Consider the following 21,757-nt stretch of genomic DNA (forward strand, 5'->3'; position numbering starts at 1 on the left):
GGCCGCACCACTGACGGAGACCGGGCTCGGGTTGTCCCCGAGCGGCTCGTCGCTGCCCGCGCACGGAGTTCAGCGACCGCCTTTCCCCTTTCTCAGTCATCTCTCACGGAGCAAGTACGTGACGCATACGCCGAACCCTGCCGCCGGGCTGTCCGTCCGCCGGAGTCTCATCTATCTGTCCGTGGCCGGAGCCGCATGGGGCACCGCCGGGGCCGGGGCCTCGCTGCTCTACCTGGCCAGTGATCTCGGGCCCGTCTCCCTCACCTTCTGGCGCTGCGCCGGCGGTCTTGCGCTGCTGCTCGCCGTGCGGGCCGTGCGCCGCCGCCCACGCGGTGTGCCCCGCCCCGCCGAACCCCGCACACGGCTGGCACTGCGCACCGCCGCGACCGGACTGGCGTTCACGCTCTTCCAGGTCGCCTACTTCGCCGCGGTCCAGCTCACCGGGCTCGCCGTGGCCACCGTCGTCACCCTCGGCGCCGGGCCCGTGCTCATCGCCGTCGGTGCCCGGCTGACCATGGGGGAGCGGCTGGGCGCCGGCGGGATCACCGCCGTCGCCGGTGCGCTGGGCGGACTCGTGGTACTGGTCCTGGGCAGTGGCAGCGGAGCCGTACGCCCCGCCGGGGTCGGCTGGGCGCTGCTCTCCGCTGCCGGATACGCGGCGATGACCCTGCTGACCCGGTGGCTCGGCCGGAGCGGCGGCGGTGACCCGCTGTCGACGACGGCCTGGTCCCTCGCCGTCGGTACCGTCGTCCTGCTGCCGCTCGCCGTGGCGGAGGGGCTGCTCCCGCACACCGGCGAACCGGTCCGGGTGGTGGGCCTGCTGGCCTATGTGGCCGCGGTGCCCACCGCGCTCGCGTACGCCCTGTACTTCGCCGGGGCCGCGGTCGTCCGGTCTGCCACGGTCTCGGTGATCATGCTGCTCGAACCGGTGAGCGCCGCGGTCATCGCTGTCGCGCTGCTCGGGGAGCGGCTCACCGCGGGCACCGTCCTCGGCACGCTGCTGCTGCTCGCGGCGGTCACCGGTCTCGCGTACGGGGAGATGCGGGCGGCGGCAGCAGCGCGGCGCCGGCCGGTACCGGTCTGAGTCGGTCTGGGCTGGACCGGTCAGGGCCGGACCGGGCCGAGGGGGGGTGATCCGGTCTGGGTCCGCCGGGCCGCGGCGTCCGCTCCTGGCCGCGCCTCCCGGAGCGGGATCAGTGCCGGTCGAGGTAGTCCGGCAGGCCGATCGCCGGGTCCAGGTCGTCCGCCGGTACCGGTGCGCCGTATCCGCGGCTTACCGGTACGACGCCTGACCAGTACGGCAGAGTCAGGTCCTCGGGCTCGTCATTGGGGCCGCCGGTGCGGACCTTGGCCGATACCTCGTCGAGGTCCAGGCGGATCACGGCGGTGGCCGCCAGCTCCTTGGCGTTGGCCGGGCGTGAGTCGTGCGACCGGCCCGGTACGGCCTGCTCGACGATCGCGTCGAGAGCGGTGCGCCGCTCGTCGGTGTCGGTGACCTGGCGGGCCGTGCCGTGCACCACCACGGAGCGGTAGTTGATCGAGTGGTGGAAGGCGGACCGGGCCAGGACGAGACCGTCGACATGGGTGACGGTCAGGCAGACCGCGATGCCGGGGTCCGCCTCGCCGGCCGCCCGCAGCGGACGGGAGCCCGTCGAGCCGTGGATGTAGAGGCGCTCGCCGACCCGTGCGTACAGCGTCGGCAGCACGACGGGCGCACCGTCGCGGAGGAATCCGAGGTGGCAGACATATCCCTCGTCCAGTACCGAGTGGACCAGTTCGCGGTCGTACGAGGCCCGCTCCCGGGAGCGGGTGGGCACGGTCCGCGCGGTCGGTACGTAAGGCCCGTCCTGCTGCCGGGGAGAGGCCGGAGGGGTCTCGGACATGGCGTTCTCCATCTTGCGTTCTCCATTGCATTAGTGCATAATCTTGTTTGTGCTAGGAGAGTATGGGATCGAAGGCCGCCGTGCAACGGACATCGCGGCGAGCGTGGAGCGCGCGGTCAGCTCCGGCGCGCTCGCGCCGGAGCAACTGCTGCCGCCACTGCGGGAGTTGGCCGCACAGCTGGGTGTCAATCCGAACACCGTCGGCGCCGCCTACCGGATGCTCCGCGACCGTGGGGTGATCGCGACGGCGGGCCGCAGGGGGAGCCGGGTGCGGTCCCGGCCGGCCAGCACGGCGCGCGAATCCATCAGGGCCGACATCCCCGCCGGAGTGCGGGACCTGGCGTCGGGCAATCCTGACCGCGCCCTGCTGCCCCCGCTCGCCGGGGCCCTGGCGAGCGCCGCCGCGCGCAGCGACGAGCGGGCTGTGCTCTACGGGCAGGCGGGCGTCGACCCGGAGCTCGAACGGCTCGCGCGCGCCGCTCTCGACGCGGACGGCGTTCCGGACGGGCCGGTCGCCGTGGTGTCCGGTTCGCTCGACGGGATCGAACGGGTGCTGGCCGCACACCTCAGGCCCGGTGACTCCGTCGCCATCGAGGACCCGGGCTGGGGCGCCCTGCTGGATCTCGTACCCGCACTGGGGCTGCGCGCGGTGCCGATGGCCCTCGACGGCGAGGGGCCGCTGCCGGGGGAGGTGGAACGGGTGCTCCGTGAGGGGGCCCGCGCGCTCGTGGTCACCGCTCGCGCGCAGAACCCCACGGGCGCGGCGGTGAGTTCAGCGCGCGCCGAGGTGCTGCGGACAGTCCTGCGCGACCATCCCGGCGTCCTGCTCATCGAGGACGACCACGGGCACGGGATCGTCGATCTGCCACTGAGCCCGCTGGCCGCGGCCGCGGACAACTGGGCTTTCGTACGGTCGGTCTCCAAGGCGTACGGACCCGATCTGCGGCTCGCCGTGCTGACCGGTGACGCGGCCACCGTGGACCGGGTGCTGGGCCGTCAGCGGCTCGGCCCCGGCTGGGTCAGTCATCTGCTCCAGAGCGCGGTGGTCCAGCTGTGGAGTTCGAGGGCCGTCGATGTCTCCGCGGTCTCGCTGTCGTACGGGCGGCGCCGGGAGTCGCTGATCAGGGCCCTCGTCGAGCGCGGCATCGATGCCTGCGGCCGGAGCGGGATGAATGTGTGGGTGCCGGTGCCGGACGAGACCGGGGTGGTGGCGCGGCTGCTGTACTCCGGCTGGGCCGTAGCCCCCGGCGCCCGCTTCCGGATGGCCGCACCGCCCGGGGTGCGCCTCACGGTCTCCACGCTGGGGCCGGACGACATCGGTCCGGTCGCTGACGCCGTCGCGTCGGCGGCCGGACCCGCGCCCGGCAGGCGCTACGACTGACCCTGCCCGGGAGGCCTTACGACAGGCCCCAGGACGGATCGGCCCCCGCTGTTCCGTCCGCGCCTCCTCGGCCTGCTCTGCGTCAGGGCCGCGCCGGCCAGCACGATCACCGCGCCGACCGGGGTGTTCCACCCGATGCTCTCGCCCAGCAGCGCCACGCCCGCAGCGGTGGCGATCACCGGGATGAAGTACGTGACCATCTGGGCGGTGGTCGGGCCGACCTCGGCCACCAGGCCGTACTGCAGCAGCAGGGCGACACCGGTGCCCAGCGCGCCGAGGGCCGCGACGGCGAGCAGCGGCACCACCGGGAACGACGTGGGCAGTGTGGTGAACAGCGGTGTGACCAGGGTGAGTTCGAGGGTCGCGACCAGGAGCTGTGAACCGGTCATTGCGAGGTTGGAGCTGCCGGTGCCCGCCAGGGTGCGCCGTACGTAGATCCAGCCGACCGGATAGCACAGAGACGCCAGCAGGGCCATCGCGGTGCCTCTGAAGTCCAGTCCGGAGAAGCCCTGCCAGACGCCCAGCACGGTCAGCACGCCGAGGAATCCGACCCCTAGACCGGCGAACCTGCGGCGGGTCGGGCGGTCCTCGGAGAGTGCGACCAGGGAGAGTGCCATGCCCCACAGCGGGGAGGTGGCGTTGCAGATCCCGGCGAGCGTCGAGGGGATGGTCTGCTCGGCGTAGGCGAAGAGGGAGAACGGCGCCGCGTTCAGCAGGAGCGCGGCGACCGCGAGATGTGCCCAGGTCCGCGCCCCGCGCGGCAGCCGCTCGCGCCTGAAGGCGATCGCCGCGGCCAGCACGGCGGTGCCGAAGAAGAGGCGGCCGAAGGTGACCTGGAACGGCGCGTAGCCCTCCGTGCCCACCTTGATCAGCAGAAAGCTGAAACCCCAGATGAGCGAGAGCAGGGCGAAGCGGATGCGCCAGTCGACAGCGGGTCGGCGGGTGGTGGGCGGAGGTGCGGTGACCGGTGCTGACACGGTCCTGGCGGGAGTCGCGGTGCTCATACGGACCACTCTGGACCGGCCTATCTCGTAGCACAAGCGAGATTATGTTGAGTGGTTGCCTTAGTATTGCTTACATGTTGAATCTGGAGCGTCTGCGCACCCTCGACGCGGTGGCCCGGCACGGCTCGGTGAGCGGAGCGGCCGACGGGCTGCATGTGACCACCTCGGCCGTCTCCCAGCAACTGGCCAAGCTGGAGCGGGAGGCGGGGCAGCCGCTGCTCGCCAAGAACGGCAGAGGGGTCCGGCTCACGGACGCGGGGCGGCTCCTCGCCGACCACGCCGCCCGGATCCTCTCCCAGGTGGAGCTGGCCCAGTCGGATCTGGAGGCCCAGCGCGGCCGGGTGGTCGGGGAGCTGCGGATCTCCGCCTTCCCCACCGCCGCCCGCGGGCTGCTCCCCGGAGTGCTCGCCGCCCTGCGGGCCGACCACCCCCAACTGGCCGTCTGCTCACAGGAACTGGAGGGCGAGGACGGTGTCCGGGGCGTGGTGCGCGGCGACCTCGATGTGGCCCTGGTGCTCGACTGGTACAACAAGCCCACGGCGATGCCGGAAGGTATGGCCAAGCGTGCCCTCTTCGACGACATCGCCGATATCGCGGTGCCCGAAGGCCATCCGCTGGCCGGCGCCGCAGAGGTGGAGCTCGAAGCGTTCGCGCAGGACGAGTGGATCACCTGGCCGGAGGGCGAGTTCTGCCGTGAGTGGCTGATGTTCACGCTGGGGGGCAAGGGGTTCGAGCCGCGGATCTCCCATGTCGCGGGCGAGCACCCCACCCAGATGGCGCTGATCGCCGCCGGGCTCGGGGTCGGTGTGACGCCACGGCTCGGGAGGGGCCCGGTGCCCGACGGCGTACGGGTCGTCACCGTACGGGACGCGCTCCGGCGCCATGTGTACGCGATCTGGCGCGCCGACGCCGACCGCCGGCCCTCCATCCGGGCGGCGGTCGACGCGTTGTACGCGGCCGGTGCGGGTCTTGAGGACGTGGCTCCGGACGGAGCGGCCGACTGAGCGGGGCCGGGCGTCCGGGCGCGCTCGACGGCCGGGCGGTCAGCCGAGTTTGCGGAAGTCCCAGGACACGACCGAGTCCGGGGTCAGCCGCAGCCAGGCGTGCCGCCCGTCGTACGGCATGAGGTCCATCCCGAAGTTCTTGCGCGCGAACAGCTTCTCGGGCGCGTCGAGTTCGGGGCACGGCTCTCCCGTACGGGGCGCCTCGCCGACCATGACCGCGCTGCCCGAGAGCTCCACGCCGCGCAGCTCGCCGTACTCCTCGCCGTCGTCGACCACCACGGCCAGGCGCGGGTCCCCGGTCAGCTGGGACCAGCGGCGGCTGCGGGTCAGCGAGTAGAGCCAGAGCGATGTGCCGTCCCAGAGGAACCAGAGGGCGCCCACGTGCGGACGGCCGTCGGCCGAGACGGTGGCCACCCGGCAGGTGCGCCGCTCGCCGAGGAAGGCGTCGCGCTCCGCGTCCGTCATCATGATCCTGCGGCCTCGGCGCTGGGTGTCGGTCATGGGGCGTCTCCCGCCGTTTCGGCTGACTCAGGCTGTACCTGACTGGGTGTCAGAAATCATGGAGTCTCTTCCTTCATGACGCAATGGGCGTTAGCCTCGCGCGCCCGGCCCTGCCCGGTCGGCCGGGTTCCATGAGACCGGCCGGGTTCCACGAGAGGTGAGGGCCCATGCCGTCGTCCGAACAGCTTGCGCAGCAGCTCGATCCCGCCACGGCCGTGCTGCTCACCGTCGAGTGCCAGGAGGGTGTGGTCGGCCGGGACAGCGCCCTGCCCGAACTGGCCGCCGAGGCACGGTCGTCGGGGGCCCTGGGGCGCGTCGCCCAGCTGGTCGCCCGCGCGCACGAGACAGGGGTGCAGGTGGTGCACGCGGTGGCGGAACGGCGCCCCGACGGGCGGGGCGCCAACCGGAACGCCCGGCTCTTCCGGGCGGCCGGCCGGCTCCCCGTCCAGCAGCACACCGGCTCGAAGGCGGTCGGCGTCGCCGAGCCGGTCGAGGTGGCGGACGAGGACCTCGTCGTACGGCGGCTGCACGGCCTCTCGCCCCTCGCGGGTACGGACGTCGACGCGCTGCTGCGCAATCTGGGCTGCCGCACGCTGGTCGTCACCGGGGTCTCCGCCAACGTGGCCATCCCCAACGCCGTCTTCGACGCGGTCAATCTCGGCTACACGGTGGTGGTTCCCGCGGACGCCATCGCGGGGGTGCCCGCCGACTACACCCCCGCGATGATCCGCAACACCCTCGCGCTCGTCGCGACGGTCACCACGACCGACGACGTACTCGCGAGCTGGCAGCGGCCCGGGAACCCGGTGGGCGAGTGATCAGTTCGCCTCGGTCCGCCGCGCCAGCGCCCGCTCGATGAAGTCGAGTTCCAGTGTCAGCAGCCGGTCCGCAACGCCTTCCCTGCTGACGAGGTGACCCGTCCCGGACAGCGGCAGGACGGTGTGCGGACGGCCCGCGGCGAGCAGCGCGGCGGACAGGCGCAGTGTGTGGGCGGGCGCCACATTGTCGTCGGCGAGTCCGTGCACCAGCATCAGCGGCCGGGAGAGCCGGTGCGCGTGCGGGAGCAGCGAGGAACGTTCGTACCCCTCGGGCTGGACATCCGGGTGGCCGAGGAAGCGCTCCTCCCAGTAGCTGTCGTAGAGCCGCCGGTCGGCGGGCGCGGCGCCCGCGACCGCCGCGTGGAACACATCGGGGCGGTGCAGCACGGCCCCCGCGGCGAGATAGCCGCTGTACGACCACCCCCGGATCGCCACCCGCCCCAGATCCAGGGCGTCGTACCGCTCCGCGGCCGCGTGCAGGGCGTCGACCTGGTCGTCGAGCACGGGCCCCAGCCGGTCGCCGACGATGGCCCGCTCCCACGCGACGCCCCGGCCGGGGGTGCCGCGTCCGTCCGTGGCCAGTACGGCGAAGCCCTGCTCGGCGTACCACTGGCAGACGGCGGTGTACCAGCCGCGCCCCCTGGTCACCACCTGCATACCGGGCCCGGCATAGGGGCTGAGCAGCACCGGCAGCCGCTCCTGCCCGGGCGCGTACCAGGAGGGCAGATGCAGACGGCTGCGCAACTCGCGTGCGCCGAGGGTGAGATGGACCGGCGCCGGGACGACGAGCGGCTCCTCGGTGAGTACCGCGATCCGCCCGTCCGGCCGCCCGGCCCGGCGGACCGTCACCGACTGGCCGTGATCCGTCCTGCTGTCGATGACCAGTGTGGAGCCACCGGCGGCGGCCGTGTGCACACCGGGGTCCCGCGTCAGCCTGACGAACCCGGACGCCTCCTCGTACGACCAGACGTGGACCTCCGTCGGCTCCTCGCTCGCGGTGAAGAAGACCCGCTCGCCCACCGAGCCCACCACCTCGCGCACATACAGGCCGTCGGGGCTGACCGCGTCGCCGATCCGGATTCCGCGCACGTCGCCGTGGACGGTGGGCAGGACCGGGACACCCGCGTGGGTGTGCGGCGGTGTGCCGGGCTGGAACCGCACCCAGGTCTCGTCGGTCATCCGGGACAGCACCTCGTACCCGCCGCCCGCCGGGTCGGCGGCGACGACCCACACCGTGCGCTGGTCCCGGGTCTGGAGGACTGCGACGGGCCCGGCACTCTCCCAGCACGCGGAGATCAGATACTCGAAGGCGGGCGAGTTCCAGGCGCCGGGCGGGGTCTCGCCCTCGGGCGCCGCGTGGGGGAGCGGGAGGGGGGTGCGGTCTCCCCCGGTGGTGATCACGAGCAGCGAGGTCTCGGCGTTGGGGGTGCCGGCCGCCGGATAGCGGATGGCGACGGGAGGCTTCTCCGGGTCGGCGGGGTCGGCGATGTAGCGGCGCCGCACCATCGAGGCATCGACCCGGGCGACGAGCAGCGCGTCGCTTTCCGGGGACCACCAGTACCCGCGCCACCTGCCGATGGACTCGGTCGCACAGCGGTCGGCGAGACCGTAGCTGACGTCCGCGTTCTCGGGTGCGGCGAGTAGCCGGTCGGCTGTTCCGTCGGTCCGTACGACGTGCAGGGCGCCGCCGGTGACGTACGCGATCAGGGTGCCGTCGGGCGACGGCTGGGCGTCGGTCACCGGTCCCGCTGTGCGGATACGGAACGGGGCGGCGGTGGTTGAGCCGTGCTCCGGGGTGTCCGGGGGGCTGTCGGCGCGGTACTCCGGGCCGGACTCCGCGCGGACGGTCCAGAGTTCGCCGTCCGCGGTGTAGGCGACGACCCGTGCGTCCCGGTCGGCGGCGTACGCGGTCACGCCCGCCGAGGACGACGGGTGACCGGCGAGAAGGCGCTCCTCTCCGTGCTCGTACATCCAGAGGAGACCGCGTGCGTCGGTGCCGGTCGCCGACCGTACGAACAGCACGCGTTCGCCGTCCGGGGAGACGGTGAACTGCCGGGGGGTACCGAGGGTGAAGCGGCGGGTCCTGGCGAACTGGCGGGGGAATCCGTTGATGTCCATGGCTCCATATGCTTTCCGTGGGCGTGACCGGCGTGACCGGCGTGACCGGCGTGACCGGCGTGACCGGCGTGACCGGGAGGGAATTGGCGGGACTTGGCGGGAACAGAAAGAGATCGTCGCCCGCCGGCCCCGGAGCGGACCCGGCGGTTACGCGCCGAAATCACAGCAGCCCCTCTCACGACGGTGCGTGGGAGGGGCTGCTTCCGGGGACCGTCGAGGCCGACGATCTCGGTGTGTACGTCATACGTACGGGGGCTGTGCGTGACACGGGCGGGCTGCCGGGGTGCGAGGCGCCTGAACGGCGGGCTGTCGCTGCGGCGGGCCGCGTGTCTGTCAGGTATGCGCTGAAAAATCTATCAGTGGGGCCGGCCGGCCCTGCGGCCGGGTCAGCTGAGCGTGCTCAGCGCGGCCGGATCGTACGCGGCCAGCTCGTCGAACCGCCCCTCCAGCACCTTGGCCGCCCACTGGGGGTCGTGCAGCAGCGCACGGCCGACGGCGACCAGGTCGAACTCGTCGCGCTCCAGGCGGTCGAGAAGGTTGTCGATCCCCTTGACCTGCGAGCCCTCGCCGCGGAAGGCGCTGGAGAACTCATTGTCCAGGCCGACGGATCCGACAGTGATGACCGGCTTGCCGCTGAGCTTCTTCGTCCAGCCGGCCAGGTTGAGGTCGGAGCCGTCGAACTCCGGCTCCCAGTAGCGGCGCGTGGAGGCGTGGAAGGCGTCCACCCCGGCCCCGGCCAGCGGGGTCAGCAGCGCGTCCAGCTCCTCGGGCGTCCCGGCGAGCTTCGCGTCGTACGACTGCATCTTCCACTGGGAGAAGCGGAAGATCACCGGGAACGAGGGCGACACCGCCGCGCGCACCGCCGCCACGATCTCCGCCGCGAACCTGGTGCGGGCCACCGCGTCACCGCCGTACGCGTCGGTCCGCCGGTTGGTCCCCTGCCACAGGAACTGGTCGATGAGGTAGCCGTGGGCGCCGTGCAGCTCGACCCCGTCGAAGCCGATGCGCTCGGCGGCGGCCGCCGCCTCCGCGAACGCGCCGATCACATCGTCCAGGTCCTGCTGCGTCATGGCCTTGCCGTCTTCACCGGTGCCTTCCGGGAGGCGGAGGCCCGAGGGGCCCATGGCAGGGGCGTCGGGGAAGGGGGGATTCCCGGCGGTGCGGGCCATGCCGATGTGCCACAGCTGGGGCACGATCGTGCCGCCCGCCGCGTGTACGGCGTCCGCGGCCTTCGCCCAGCCCGCGAGCTGGTCCTCGCCGTGGAAGCGCGGAACGCGGTCGCTCTCCCCGGCCGACGCGTGTCCGACGTAGGTGCCCTCGGTGACGATGAGGCCGACACCGGCGGCGGCCCGGCGCGCGTAGTACGAGATCACGTCCTCGCCGGGTATGCCGCCGGGAGAGAACTGCCGGGTCATGGGCGCCATCGCGATCCGGTTCGGAACGGTCAGGCCGTTCAGGACGACGGGCCGGGACAGGATCTGTGCCGCGCGGTCGGCGGAGGCGGTGGTGGTCACTTGACGGGCTCCTCGGGAAACGGCTGTATCGGCTGACCGGAACTGGCACGCGGGCGTGCCGTCGGGGTCAACCGGAGACAGGCTCCGCTCATTCCGCCGTGCTGTTGTGACCCCGGATACGCGTGTGACTCCGGACACGCCTGTGCCGACGGGCATGCCTGTGACCCAGGGCCTGTCTGTGCCGATGACCCCGGATATGCCTGTGCCGATGGGCACGTCCCGCGGCCGCTCGCCCGTACCCGTCAGCCGCCCGCGCCGGAGCCCGCGCCCAGGGTGGTGCCGAGCGCCGCCCGGTCGACCTTGCCGTTGCCGTTGAGCGGCAGGGCGTCCAGCCGGGTGAGGACGGCGGGCACCATATAGGCGGGGAGGCGGTCGCGGAGCGCCACGCGCAGGTCGTTCTCACTGTCGGCGGCCCCCGTGTAGGCGGCCGCGATCTCGGTGCCCTCCCGGGTCGCCAGCGCGACGGCCGCCGCGTCGCTCACGCCCGGCTGCACGCGCAACGCCGCCTCGACCTCACCCAGCTCGACCCGGTACCCGTGCACCTGGACCTGCTGGTCGCTCCGCCCGATGTGTACCAGCGGCAGGTCACGCGACCCGGCGCGTTCGTCGGGAGGCAGCAGGGCGACGCGGTCGCCGGTGCGGTACCAGTGCGCGCCGGTCAGCACGGTGGCCGGATCGTACGGGGCTCCGTCGGCTTCGAGGAACCGGCCGGCGTTGTTCTCCGGGTCGAGATAGCCGGGGAAGCGCTGCGGGCCGCGTACGCACAGCTCGCTCCCGAACAAGCGGTGTTCCATACGGGGGTTCAGGATGCCGATCGGCACGGTGCCGTTGGCAGGGGCCGGCCAGTGCTCCGGGTCGTCGGGCAGCCGGTACGCGGTGCAGGTGACGGTCAGTTCGGTCGGACCGTAGGCGTTCTCCAGGGAGCTGTCCGGGGCCGCCAGCCGCCACGCCCGCGCCTGCTGGAGTGTCAGTGGCTCCCCGCAGAACATGCTGGCCCGCAGCGTCGGCATGCTTCCCGGGCCGAGCGCACGCAGCCGCTTCGCGAGCGAGATGACCGACGGCACGGAGTTCCAGTGCGTGATGGCGTGCCGGTTGACGAAGCGGACCGGCGCCAGAAGGTCGGCGCGGTCCGGCACGACCAGGGCGGCGCCGCTTCCCCACGCGGTGTACATGTCGAAGACGGAGGGGTCGAAGGTCAGCTCGAAGGTCTGCGAGAAGCGGTCACCGGGGCCCGCCGCGCAGTGCGGTACGGCGTGGGCGAGGTAGGCGCAGATGTTCCGCTGCTGGATGGGGACGCCCTTGGGGACCCCGGTGGATCCGGAGGTGAACATGATGTACGCCAGGTCGTCGGGACCCGCCCCCGCCGCGGACGGCTCCGGCGCGGGGGAGTCCAGGTGGCGGAGCAGCTCACCGTCCGTCATCTCCGCTGTGCGGACGGGCAGTTGGCCGTGGTGTCCGGCGGTTCCGTCGCTGAGGACCGCGTCGAGCGACGCCTGTCGCACGATGCCGGCGTTGCGCTCGGCGGGGAACGCGGGACCGAGCGGGACCACGGCGGCGCCGAGCCGCTGGATGGCCAGGTAGCCCGCGTAGGCGACTACGGTGCGCCCGGCCAGCAGCCCCACCCTGCGCGGCGGCGCCCCGCCCCCGCCGCTGACGAGCGCTGCGGCCAAGTGGTCGGCGAGAAGGGAGAGTTCGGTGTACGTCAGCTCGGTGTCGCCGGTCTCCAGCGCCGTACGGTCGCCGTGGACCGCGACCGATGCCGCGAACCAGTCGTCGAGGGTGTGCCGTCGGGCGGGCATGTTCACGGTCTGTCCTTGTCGGATGTCGGGGTCCTGCCGGACGTGTCGGCTCCGGACGTATTGGTTCCGGACGCGCACGGTGCGGGCGGTGCGGCCGGCGCGGTCGCCGCAGTCGGTCCAGTCGCTGCCGGGTGCGTGGAGAACGCGCAGCTGAACGGGGTCCGTGACCGGTCGCGCATACTGATCCAGCGGTACGCGCCCCAGTGGCCGTGCCGGGATCCTGGGCGTACATCGATGGTCCAGGGGCGGCCGGTGAGACCCGCCCCGCCGGCCTTCACACACGCCTCCTGAACGGTCCACACCCAGGCGACCTCCTCGGCGGCCCGCTCCGGCGGCAGCGCGGTGACCCGGTCGGCGTGGCCGTGCAGCACCCGGCGGGCGAACAGGGACGAAACGGAGTCCGCGGGCTGCTGGAGATCCACCCCGACGGCCCGCCCGACGGCGATCCCCGCCGCCACCGCGCCCCCGCTGTGCGACACACTGACCCCCACCCCGGGCAGCCCCGCGATGCCGGGTCTGCCACGCTCGTCCGGGACGATGGCGGCTCCGCAGGCCGCCGGGTGGACTGCGGCGATCAGCCGGCGCAGAAGCCCCCGCCCGGCGAGGAATTCACGGGCGCGCCACTCGGGCAGGAGGGCCGCGCGGCGCAGATCGTCCCGGTGGGTGCTCGGCGGGGTCCGGCCGGCTACGGCTTCCGTCACCCAGACCCGGTCCGCGACCTCCAGCACGGTGTTCACCGCGTCTCGCACAGCGTTCACCGCAGGATGTCCGGCCGGGCGGGCTCGGCCAGAATGCTCTCGGCGGCGTCGGCCAGCACGCCGAGCACCACCTCGTTCGCACCGCCGCCGATCCCGAACAGCGCGGCCTGGGCGCGTACTTCCTGGATGCCGCCGGTGGCGAAGCCGGCCGCGCCCCACAGCTGCCCGCACTCGGTCAGCACCTCGCTGACGGTGGCGCCCGCAGCCGCCTTGAGGGTGGCGGCGGCCGTCGCGTCGTACCCGGCCACCACGGGCTCCCCGAACTCCGCCACCAGCGCCTGGAGTTCGCGCAGCCGCAGCAGGCAGCGGGCGAACCGCTGGCGCACGGCGTCCAGGTCCCACAGGGTGCCGTCCCCGTGCGCGCGGGTGGCCAGATGGAGCTGGGTGTCCCGCAGGACGCGGCGGCACAGGGACACGCCCCACTGCGCGCCGGCCAGCCGCTCGGTGGCGATATGGCGGGCGAAGAGCGGCAGTCCGAAGCCGACCCGGCCCAGCACCTGGTCCCGCCCGACCCGTACACCGTCGAAGGTGAGGTGGCCGGCGCCCGAGTCCGCGAAGAGCGCCGATTCGGCGGGGGTCACCGCCACGCCCGGTGCGCCGGCGGGCACCAGGACCCAGGTGAAGTGGGTGAAGTGCCGCCCCGGACGGTGCCGGGCGAGGACGAGGTGGTGACCGGCGGTGGTGGCGTTGGCGATCCAGTTCTTTCCGCCCGTCACCACCAGGGCGTCGTCCTCGATCCGTACCTCGGTGCGCAGCGCGGTGAGATCGGTCCCCGCGGTGACGTCGCTCGCCGCCAGGGAGATCGCCGTCCGGCCCGCCAGTGCCTCGTCCAGCGCGGACCGGGCCGCTGGTGCGGCACCGGCCGTGAGGACCGGCAGGGCGGTGGCGAGCTGGACGCTCACCGACAGCGTGGCGGCGATCGAGAAGCGGGCGTCCACGGCGGCCAGCAGTCCGGCGAGCCCTTCGAGGTCGGCACCCGCCCCGACGGAGCCGTCACGGTAGGCGCGGGCGGTCAGTCCGCCCCGGCCGAGCGCCGCCCAGACCTGGTCGCCGCCCGCATCGGCGGGCAGCGCGTCGAGTGCGGTCCAGTCGGGGCCGCCCGGCCGCTTCCCCCGGGATGTGTCAGGCAAAGGACACTCCCTGGTCCCGGAGCGCCAGCCGGCCGTCGGCGAGGTGCAGCCGGTCGTTGCTGTAGTTCAGCGCCGCCGAACGCAGATCCCGCAGGGCGCGTTCGAGGTGGGTGGGGGAGTCCTTGAGATAGCCGTGCCGCAGTCCGAGCGCGGTGACCAGGCCGTCCACCGCCGCATGGCACTCGTCGGCGGCGGTGATCTTCAGCGAGTTGAGCAGCAGCTGGCGGGACGGGGCCGAGAGGTCGTCGCCCGACTCCACCACCCCCAGCGCCCGGGTGAGCAGCGCGTGCACCGCCTCCAGGCGCTGACGGGACCGGGAGATCCGGGAGAGCAGGAGTTCCGACGACAGATCGAAGCGTGCGCGGCCCGCCGGGCTGCGCAGCAGCCGCAGGACACGGGAGAGGGCACCGGCCGCCGTGCCGAGCCACACAGCCGACCAGCCCAGATGGGCCAGCGGGCCGAAGACCCGGGCGGCGATCTCGTGGAACCCGCCTTGCTCGCCCACCACTTGGCGGGCCGGCACGCTGCCGGAGAGTGTGAGCGGGCCGCTGTGGCTGGCGCGCATCCCCATCGGCTGCCACTCGCCCGAGCCGCTGATGTCGAGCTGGCTCCGGTGCGCGTACACCAGGGACACATCGCTGTCGGCGACGGCGCCGGGGCTGCGCATCGTGATGAGGAAACCGTCGGCGTACCCTCCGCCGGTCACGACCGGCGCGAACCTGTCGATCGCCAGCTGCCCGTCGCCGCCCGTCAACTGGGCCTGTGCGCTGAGCAGATGTCCGCCCTTGCCCGCCTCGGTCGTCACCGACGCCAGATAGATCCCGCCCTTGGCGATGCCCGGCAGCAGCTCGTCGCGGAGCGCCCGGTCGCCGTACCGGACAATGGCTTCGGCCTGCTGGCAGTGCATCGCGAAGATCATGCCCACCGACATGTCGCTGCGCCCCAGCGTCTGCGCCGCTGCCACCAGGTCCGCCACGGTGCCACCGAGTCCGCCGTGCGAGACGGGCACCATGAGCCCGAGCAGACCGGTGCCGCGCAGGGCGTCCAGCGCCTCGACGGGGAACTCCGCGTCCCGGTCGGTCCGCGCGGCGTGCTCACCGGCCACCGCGGTCACCTCCGCGAGCGAGGCCGTCAGGTCCAGCGGTCCGTTCGCCGCGGGCTCCCCGCTCATGCGCCCACCTGACCGGCGGGTCCGTCGGGAAGCTGCGCGGAGATCACGCGCCAGAGGCTGCCGGCGGTGGCGAACGTCGTGTCGTTGAGCTCCTCGTCCGGCAGGGATATCCCGAAGGTGTCCTCGACGGAGAACAGCAGCTCGATGGCTTGCATCGAGTCGACGCCGAGCCTGCGCAGATCGGTGTCGGGGGTGAGGACGACCCCCTCGGGTGCGGCGTTCTTCAGGAAGGGGCGGAGCAGTTCGGTGAATCGGGCGTCCATGGCGGGAGCCTCTCGTGGGAGGGACGGTGACGATGGAGTCAGTGGGCTCTACGTTCTTGACCGGGTCGATCGGCGATGCGGCACAGGTCGTCGACCCGGCGCAGGTTCTCCGGTACGAGGTCGGCGGCGGCGAACTCCGTCCCGAGGCTGTCCTCAAGACGTTCGATGATCTCGATCAGCCGGAAGGAGCCGAACGAGGCGAACGAGTCGAAGGCCGCACCCGCGAGCAGTTCCGCCTCGGAGACCCCGAGCACGGCCCCGGCCACGGCCGCGACCCGCAGGCGCAGCGCCTCGTCCGGCGCGGCGGGGGGCGCGGACGCCTCCGCGTGCGTCTCCAGGTCGGCCGCGAGTACCTCGCGCAGGCGCTGCACGAGCAGGGGCGGTTCGGCCCGGCCCCGCGAGACCCGGCGGTGGGCGAGATACGTCTGCTCGACGAGCTTGTCCCAGGCGCGCAGCCGCGCCTCCTCGGTCCCGCTCGCGGCGGACCTGCCGGAGAAGAGCTCGCGGTACTTCGCGTGCAGCCGGCGGCCGCGGGCCAGCAGCCAGGTCTCCACGGTGAGTTGCTCGACGGCACGCGCCCGGTCCGGCCAGGTCTCGTACGCGCCGAGGTACTCCCGTACCGCGTCGTCGTCCGCCGTGAGCACGGGCGGCAGCGCGGTGAGCGGCGGCAGGTCCCCCTTGCCGAGCTCGACGGCGCCGGCCGGTCCGATGCCCGCGAGGTCCGCGTCGGAGAGGACCCAGCGGCCGGGCACCGCCGGCCCCCACGTCGTCTCGCTGCGGTAGGCGTCCGTGATGTGCCAGCCGTCCGGCCCCGCGGCGAGCAGGAAGCTGTGCTCCATGTGAGCCTGCCCGTGGTACGGCAGCCAGGGCAGCCGGAACGAGTCCGCGATCACATAGTGCGTGGAGCCGCGCCGGGCGACGGCGGCCAGGAGCCCGGCCCCGGACAGCCGCTCGCGCCGCACCGTACGCAGTCCCAGCAGCCCGGGCAGCGTGCTGAGCTGCTCGTCGGGCGGGGGCTCCACCGTAGGCAGCCCGTCGGGCCGCTCCCAGGTACGGAAGTCCAGGGCCGCCCCCGCCCGCAGATGGGTCCCGGCGCCGTGGTGGTGGTCCGCCAGTACGGCCAGATTGACCTGCACACAGTCCAGCAGGCCGGTGTGGACCGAATCGAAGTCGAAGTGCTCCGGCCCACCGGGGCGCGGCGCACCCCTGCTTGGTATGTCCGTGTCCGTCATGTCCGCTCACCTTCCTTGACTCATCGGTCCCTGCCGCCCCGGCCCGCGCCCGGCTCCCCGTCGGCCACCGGTCAGAGCCACGGCGGGAGTACGGGGAGTCCGGCCGTCGGCGTGAGGCCCGTCCCGCCCGACCGGCCCGCCAGCCAGGCGAGCGCGTCCGCGGGCGTGCCGGTGACGGCCGGGCCGCCCGTGCCGAACCGGCCGAGCAGGTCCCCTCCGGTGTCGCGCAGGGTGAAGTCCGGTACGCCGTCGGCTTCCGCGTAGTAACCGAGCACGTCGGCCAGGATGATCTGCCGCGCCGACGCGGGGACGTCGTCCCATCCGTAGCCGATGTCCAGGTCCACATGGTGCAGTTCGAGTTCGCGCAGCCGGATCACCAGAATCCGCTGCGGGGTGCAGAGTTCGCCCGTGAAGGGCCTGACCTTCGCCTGCCACGCGGCGGCGGGCAGTGTCTCGATCACCTGCTGGAAGTGCGCGGCGCTCTCCCGGACATCGGCCAGCTGGACCGCGGCGGGACGGCCGGCGCCCGCCTCGATCTCGGCGTCGCGGGCCCCGCGGTTCGCGTACTGGGGTGTCTCCACCCCGGTACGCGCCCACTCCAGCAGCCGTTCCAGGGCGGGGGCCTGACGTGCCAGATGGCTGAGTACATGGCCGCGGGTCCAGCCGGGCAGCCGGGAGGGCTCCGGGACGTCCTGGTCGCGGAGCCCGGTGAGCCCGGCCAGCAGCCGGTCCGCCGCGGCGGCGATCTCCTGGAACGACTCCCGGGTGGGGGCGATCTCCTTCAACGGGACTCCTTCGGTGTGGCGTCCGGTGGGGTACGGCGCGACGGGCGGCCGGGCGGGCGGGTGAGCCGGGCGAACCCTTCGGCGATGATGGACAGTGCGGCCGCGATGTGCGGGAGGCCCGCCGGGTCGTCGGCCAGCAGAGCCTCCTGCTGCTGCCGCTCGTCGCCGTACAGCAGGCTGGTCGCCGCTTTGAACCTCAGCGCGTGCGGCCGGTCACCGAGCAGATGACCGCCGAGGACGACGATCCCGGAGTCTTCGAGCAGCGAGGCCGCGAGGGACGCCGAGTCCGTGATGCCGTGCGCGGCCAGCCGGCCGCGCAGCGGCTCGAAGTCCGGATAGACGTAGAACCCGCCCGTCGGCGGCCGGCACACGGCGCCCGCACCGACCGCGATCCGGTGCACCGCCCGCGCCACGGCGCCGTGCAGCCGGGCGCTCGCCCGCTTCCTGGCGACGATCTCCGGAGGCTCCGCGAACGCGTACTCCGCGACCTGCTGCATCGGCCCGGCGAGTGTCGACCACAGCTCGCTTGCGGCGGCGACCACGGAGTCCCGCAGCAGCTCACCTGCCTCGCCCGCGGGGAACCGCGCGGCGCCGATGCGCCAGCCGCCGAGCCCCAGCGTCTTGGAGAGACCGGTGGTGACGACGGTGCGTTCCGGGGCCACATCCGCCGGGCTGAGGAAGGGCGTGGCCTGCGGGTCGTGGACGATGTCGCGGTAGATCTCGTCGGAGACGACCAGCAGGTCCTCGGCCTGTGCGATGGCGCAGATCTCGTGGACAGCGGCGGGCGGCGCGAGCGTCCCCGTCGGGTTGTCCGGCAGCGTCAGCACCAGCAACCGGGGGTCTCCGCCGGTCAGTCTGGCCCGGCGGATCGTCTCGCGCAGCGCCCCGGGCTCCGGCATACCGCCGTACTCCCGGGGGATCGGCACCCCGAAGACCTGCTTGCCCGCGTACGCGGCCTGCGGCGCGTACGTGTTCCAGGCGGGCTGCGGCAGCAGCACATCGCCGGGGACCGCGAGCTGTACGGCCATCAGCAGCGGCTTGCTGCCGGGGCCCACCACGATCCGGTCTGCCTCGGTCGGCAGCCCGCGACGGGCGAAGTACCCGGCCACGGCCGCCCGTACGCTGTCGGCGCCCGCCACCGGGCCGTACGCGGAGCGGGACGCGCCGATGGCCAGCTGTTCGGCGAGCTGCGGCAGCACCGGCAGTCTGGCCTCGCCGAACGCGAGATGGACCAGGGAGTCCCCCTGGGCCCTGCGCCGGTCCACCAGCTGGTTCAGTGCCAGGTTCGGGGAAGGCGGTGCGAACGTCACGGCGGTCATGTCCGGTTCCTCTCCGGCTGCCCGGGCGCGCGGTCACCCGCGGGACCGGGGGATCCGGCACCGCCCGGGGTGCCGCCGTGCACGGCCGCCGCGATGTCGGCGGGGGTCGATGGGTCGAGTTCCAGCTCGTCGAGCCAGGCGGCGTCCGGCGAGTAGCGGGCCCGGAACGGCCTGCCCACCAGCGCGGGATCGCGCGCCTGGAGCATCCGCAGCCGGAAGAACGCGCCATCGGGCGTGTCCTCCACCCCGTCGACCACGACCTTGCCGGGCGTCGCCGACATGACGGGCCCGCGCACCGTGCGGGCGAGACCCGGCAGGGTGCGGTACGCGTCGGTGAAGATGTCCACCGCCCTGGCGAGCGGCACCTTGAAGTAGTCGTAAGGGCCGGTGTCCCGCTCCACGAACAGGTAGTACGGCACAGCCCCGGCCGCCAGTTCCGCGCGCCACATCTCGCTCCACACCCGGGCGTCGTCGTTGACGTGCCCGATCAGCGGGGCCTGGCAGTAGACGACGGCGCCGGTGGCCCTGATCCGGGCCACGGCCCGGCGCGCGAGGTCGCTCTCCAGCTCGCGCGGATGGCTGAAGTGCGCCATCACGGCGAGCTGCCGCCCGGACGCCACCACGGACTCGAACAGCCGCAGTACCTCGTCGGCGTCCGGGTCGGTGACGTACCGCTGCGGCCAGTAGGCGACGGACTTGGTGCCGATCCGGACCGTACGGACGGACTCGACGCCGAGCAGCGGTTCGATGTGGCCGCGCAGCCGCTCGGTCGACATCACCATCGGGTCGCCGCCCGTGACCAGGACGTCGTGCACCTCGGGATGGCCGCCCAGGTACTCGATCAGACCCGACGGGTCGGGGGCCGCGAAGCGCAGATCCGGTTCGCCGATGAACTGCGCCCAGCGGAAGCAGTACGTGCAGTACGCGTGGCAGGTCTGCCCCTGGCCCGGGAAGTAGAGCACCGTCTCGCGGTACTTGTGCTGGAGGCCGGGCAGCTGGACGCCCTCCTGGCTCGGCACGTTGAGCTGCTGCTGGCCGGACGGATGCGGGTTGAGCCGCTCGCGGATGTCCCGTACGGCCTCGCGCAGCAGGAGCTTGTCCGACGGGTCGCCGGAGAGCTTGGCGAGCTGGTCCTCGTCGGAGCGCGCCAGCATTCCGCTCTGCGGGAACGTCAGCTGGAACATGGGGTCTTCGGGGACCCGGTCCCAGTCGATGAGGTGCGACAGCACATATTCGTTGACCCGGAACGGCAGCACGAGCGACACCCTGCGCACGGTCTCCGTGATGTCTCCGGGCAGCCCGAACCGCTGGGCGATGTCGTCGATATGGCGGGGCCCGAACGCCCGGAACCTGTCGGGATCCCGTCGGCCGGCCGGCATCACACCGGGCCTCCTGTCCGGTTCGGTTTGCGGTACAGCTCGTCGCCCAGCACCAGGAAGTCGAGGTCCATGGAGCGGAACGCCCGCACCGCGTCGGCCGCGGTGTTGACGACGGGTTCGCCCTTGTCGTTGAAGGAGGTGTTGAGCAGCACCGGTGGCACACCGCTGCGCCGCAGGCCGTCCAGGGCCGCTCCGACCGCCGGTGCCTCGTCGCCGCGCAGCACCTGCGGGCGGGTGGTGCCGTCGACGTGCACGACACCTGGCGCGACACTGCGGCCCAGCTCGGTGGCGCTGGCCGCGCCGAGCATGTAGCGGCTCAGATGCTCCTGCTGCTCCCACAGCAGGGCGCCGTAGTCGGGCCGGGTGACCCCCGCGAAGGGGCGCCACTGCTCACGGTTCTTGATGGAGTTCACCCGGGCGTGCACCGCAGCGGTGTCCGGTACGGCGATGATCGACCGGCGGCACAGCGCACGCGGCCCGACCTCCGCCCGGCCCTGGGCGACCGCGCCGACGTGGCCGTCCATGAGCAGCGCGGTCAGCTCGTCGATGTCGAGGTCGCTGCGGAGCAGACCCGAAGTGTCCGGCGCGCCGGGCCCGTTGGTGTGGTCGTAGCCATGGATGTCGGTGCCCAGATAGGGGCTGAGCGCCCCGGTCCGCCGCTTCGGCGGCCGTACGGTCCAGGCGGCTCCGAGCGCTACGCCCGCGTCGTGCGGCACCGGCGGGACGTACAGCGGTCCGGGCAGCGTGCCATTGGTGCTGCAGTTCAGCGCCACGCCACCGCTCATGCAGAGCTCGTCGACACCGGACGTCTTGCGGGTCAGTGCCGCGAGATGGCTGACGGTCTCCTCGATGAGCCGCTGCGCGGTGTAGGCGACGAGAATCGCTCGGGGGTCCTCGGTGAGCGCCTCCTCGGGGGCGCTCGGCGCATCGGCGCCCGCGATCCGCGTGTAGCGCTCCCGCCACCGGGCGACCGTCGTGTCGTACTGCTCCCTGATCCCGTCGGCGCCGGCGTGTCCGGTGCTCTCCGCCAGCGGGCCGACGGCCAGCCGGAAGTCGTCGGCACCGATGTCGACCAGCGACTCGACGTCGAGCCCCGCGGCTCGGCCGTAGGCGGCGAGTCCCATGGTCTTGCCCGCGTTGAGGAAGGAGAAGCCGAGCCAGGTGGACGCGGCGTCGTAGGCGTACCCCAGCGACGCGGTGCGCTGCCAGGTCCGCTCCAGGCGCGGTTCGGCGCCGTCCTCGTACGTCCAGATGGTGGAGGACTCGTTCTCGCCGTGCCCGTCGACGACCAGGACCCCGGCTCTGGAGAAGGGCGAGGCATAGAACGACGAGGCGGCGTGCGCCTGGTGGTGGGGTACGCGGACGACCTCGGGGGTGCGCTCGCCGAAGTCCAGGCCGACGGCGTACTCCAGGAACTCCGCGTCGGTCGCGAACCGGCGCGGGTACAGCTGCTCGCTGTCCCAGCCGAGCGCGACCACATCGATGTCGGCGGCGGAGATCCCGGCCTGCTCCAGGCAGAACCGGGCAGCGCCCAGTGGTTTGCGGTAGAGCGAGTGCCGGCGCCGGTTGCAGCGCTCCTCCTCGGAGAAGGCGACGATCTCGCCGTTCCCGTCGATGAGGCAGGCGGCGCTGTCGTGCCACCCGGCGGGAGGGGCGTTCACTCCAAGAATCCACGTCATGCGCGTCTCTCCTCGTTGG

The 21,757-nt window shown here is 73.0% G+C and carries 19 protein-coding genes; 4 read left to right on the forward strand and 15 right to left on the reverse strand.

The features are described 5' to 3' along the window. The first annotated feature begins 118 nt into the window (after positions 1–118). Complete coding sequence (locus OG210_RS28580; RefSeq protein ID WP_328324389.1) at positions 119–1,084, forward strand: DMT family transporter; 966 nt, start codon at positions 119–121, stop codon at positions 1,082–1,084. Between the two features lie 109 nt (positions 1,085–1,193). Here OG210_RS28580 and OG210_RS28585 read toward each other — a convergent pair whose 3' ends face one another. Next, the gene (locus tag OG210_RS28585) at positions 1,194–1,883 is read right to left on the reverse strand and encodes a pyridoxamine 5'-phosphate oxidase family protein (protein ID WP_328324387.1); all 690 of its coding nucleotides are present in this window, start codon (positions 1,881–1,883) and stop codon (positions 1,194–1,196) included. 49 nt (positions 1,884–1,932) lie between these two features. On the opposite strand from OG210_RS28585, the gene OG210_RS28590 reads away from it, so the two are divergent. Further along, positions 1,933–3,264, forward strand: a complete 1,332-nt coding sequence (locus tag OG210_RS28590) for an aminotransferase class I/II-fold pyridoxal phosphate-dependent enzyme (RefSeq protein ID WP_328324385.1) — start codon at positions 1,933–1,935, stop codon at positions 3,262–3,264. On the opposite strand, the gene OG210_RS28595 is transcribed toward OG210_RS28590, so the two are convergent. Continuing rightward, positions 3,255–4,268 carry a DMT family transporter gene (locus tag OG210_RS28595; protein WP_328324383.1) on the reverse strand — a complete coding sequence of 338 codons (1,014 nt, stop codon included), beginning with the start codon at positions 4,266–4,268 and terminating at the stop codon, positions 3,255–3,257. The genes OG210_RS28590 and OG210_RS28595 overlap by 10 nt on opposite strands. Positions 4,269–4,342: 74 nt before the next feature. Here OG210_RS28595 and OG210_RS28600 point away from each other — a divergent pair, with 74 nt between their 5' ends. Next, a complete protein-coding gene (locus tag OG210_RS28600) occupies positions 4,343–5,272 on the forward strand; it encodes a LysR substrate-binding domain-containing protein (RefSeq protein ID WP_328324381.1) in 930 nt (309 codons plus the stop codon). Between the two features lie 39 nt (positions 5,273–5,311). Here the strand turns inward: OG210_RS28600 and OG210_RS28605 are convergent, their stop codons facing one another. After that, a complete protein-coding gene (locus OG210_RS28605; RefSeq protein WP_328324380.1) occupies positions 5,312–5,773 on the reverse strand; it encodes a pyridoxamine 5'-phosphate oxidase family protein in 462 nt (153 codons plus the stop codon). A gap of 167 nt (positions 5,774–5,940) precedes the next feature. Here OG210_RS28605 and OG210_RS28610 point away from each other — a divergent pair, with 167 nt between their 5' ends. Continuing rightward, entirely contained in the window at positions 5,941–6,591 is a 651-nt protein-coding gene (locus OG210_RS28610; protein ID WP_328324379.1) for a cysteine hydrolase, read from the forward strand. Here the strand turns inward: OG210_RS28610 and OG210_RS28615 are convergent, their stop codons facing one another. The 12 genes from OG210_RS28615 to OG210_RS28670 form a co-directional block, all read right to left on the reverse strand. Further along, positions 6,592–8,709 (reverse strand): LpqB family beta-propeller domain-containing protein, encoded by a 2,118-nt coding sequence (locus OG210_RS28615; protein ID WP_328324378.1) that lies wholly within the window; start codon positions 8,707–8,709, stop codon positions 6,592–6,594. 386 nt (positions 8,710–9,095) lie between these two features. Continuing rightward, complete coding sequence (locus OG210_RS28620; protein ID WP_328324377.1) at positions 9,096–10,223, reverse strand: NADH:flavin oxidoreductase; 1,128 nt, start codon at positions 10,221–10,223, stop codon at positions 9,096–9,098. Positions 10,224–10,465: 242 nt separating this feature from the next. Further along, positions 10,466–12,022 carry an AMP-binding protein gene (locus OG210_RS28625; RefSeq protein ID WP_371540526.1) on the reverse strand — a complete coding sequence of 519 codons (1,557 nt, stop codon included), beginning with the start codon at positions 12,020–12,022 and terminating at the stop codon, positions 10,466–10,468. Positions 12,023–12,024: 2 nt separating this feature from the next. Beyond that, complete coding sequence (locus OG210_RS28630) at positions 12,025–12,780, reverse strand: 4'-phosphopantetheinyl transferase superfamily protein (protein ID WP_328324374.1); 756 nt, start codon at positions 12,778–12,780, stop codon at positions 12,025–12,027. Next, complete coding sequence (locus tag OG210_RS28635) at positions 12,777–13,910, reverse strand: acyl-CoA dehydrogenase family protein (RefSeq protein WP_328324372.1); 1,134 nt, start codon at positions 13,908–13,910, stop codon at positions 12,777–12,779. The genes OG210_RS28630 and OG210_RS28635 overlap by 4 nt, the downstream gene beginning before the upstream one ends. Continuing rightward, the gene (locus OG210_RS28640) at positions 13,903–15,081 is read right to left on the reverse strand and encodes an acyl-CoA dehydrogenase family protein (protein ID WP_328324370.1); all 1,179 of its coding nucleotides are present in this window, start codon (positions 15,079–15,081) and stop codon (positions 13,903–13,905) included. Before OG210_RS28640 ends, OG210_RS28635 begins: the two co-directional genes overlap by 8 nt. Then, complete coding sequence (locus tag OG210_RS28645; protein WP_328324368.1) at positions 15,078–15,344, reverse strand: acyl carrier protein; 267 nt, start codon at positions 15,342–15,344, stop codon at positions 15,078–15,080. Before OG210_RS28645 ends, OG210_RS28640 begins: the two co-directional genes overlap by 4 nt. A gap of 38 nt (positions 15,345–15,382) precedes the next feature. After that, the gene (locus OG210_RS28650) at positions 15,383–16,576 is read right to left on the reverse strand and encodes a hypothetical protein (RefSeq protein WP_371539363.1); all 1,194 of its coding nucleotides are present in this window, start codon (positions 16,574–16,576) and stop codon (positions 15,383–15,385) included. Between the two features lie 71 nt (positions 16,577–16,647). Continuing rightward, positions 16,648–17,361 carry a maleylpyruvate isomerase family mycothiol-dependent enzyme gene (locus OG210_RS28655; RefSeq protein ID WP_328324365.1) on the reverse strand — a complete coding sequence of 238 codons (714 nt, stop codon included), beginning with the start codon at positions 17,359–17,361 and terminating at the stop codon, positions 16,648–16,650. After that, complete coding sequence (locus tag OG210_RS28660) at positions 17,358–18,680, reverse strand: pyridoxal phosphate-dependent aminotransferase (protein WP_371539366.1); 1,323 nt, start codon at positions 18,678–18,680, stop codon at positions 17,358–17,360. The genes OG210_RS28655 and OG210_RS28660 overlap by 4 nt, the downstream gene beginning before the upstream one ends. Beyond that, positions 18,677–20,059 (reverse strand): lysine 2,3-aminomutase, encoded by a 1,383-nt coding sequence (locus OG210_RS28665; RefSeq protein ID WP_328324362.1) that lies wholly within the window; start codon positions 20,057–20,059, stop codon positions 18,677–18,679. Before OG210_RS28665 ends, OG210_RS28660 begins: the two co-directional genes overlap by 4 nt. Next, positions 20,059–21,738 (reverse strand): carbamoyltransferase C-terminal domain-containing protein, encoded by a 1,680-nt coding sequence (locus OG210_RS28670; protein WP_371539369.1) that lies wholly within the window; start codon positions 21,736–21,738, stop codon positions 20,059–20,061. The genes OG210_RS28665 and OG210_RS28670 overlap by 1 nt, the downstream gene beginning before the upstream one ends. Positions 21,739–21,757: the final 19 nt, after the last annotated feature.

The sequence above is a fragment of the Streptomyces sp. NBC_00466 genome, from assembly GCF_041433995.1.
Classification (GTDB): Bacteria; Actinomycetota; Actinomycetes; order Streptomycetales; family Streptomycetaceae; genus Streptomyces.